The 261-nt window shown below is 73.9% G+C and carries 1 protein-coding gene; it reads left to right on the plus strand.

Annotation, left to right across the window (positions count from 1 at the left end):
* The coding region (locus C1X29_RS30050; RefSeq protein WP_173940224.1) for a glutathione S-transferase N-terminal domain-containing protein at window positions 1-261 on the plus strand (261 nt) is incomplete at both ends.

Consider the following 261-nt stretch of genomic DNA (forward strand, 5'->3'; position numbering starts at 1 on the left):
ATCCCCGCCCTTGTGCTGGAGGACGGTACCGCCCTCTACGACAGCCGGGTGATCTGCGAGTACCTCGACGGCCTCTCGTCCGGGCCGCACCTGTTCCCCGAGGGGGCCGCCCGCTGGGACGCGCTGACCCGGCAGGCGCTCGCCGACGGCCTGCTCGATGCGGCGCTGCTCACCCGCTACGAGCGGGTGCTGCGCCCCGAATCCCAGCGCTGGGACGCCTGGGAGGCCGGTCAGGTCGGCAAGATCCGCGCGGCGCTGGAC

The sequence above is a fragment of the Pseudomonas sp. GW456-12-10-14-LB2 genome (genome assembly GCF_002884345.1).
Classification (GTDB): domain Bacteria; phylum Pseudomonadota; class Gammaproteobacteria; order Pseudomonadales; family Pseudomonadaceae; genus Aquipseudomonas; species Aquipseudomonas paraglycinae.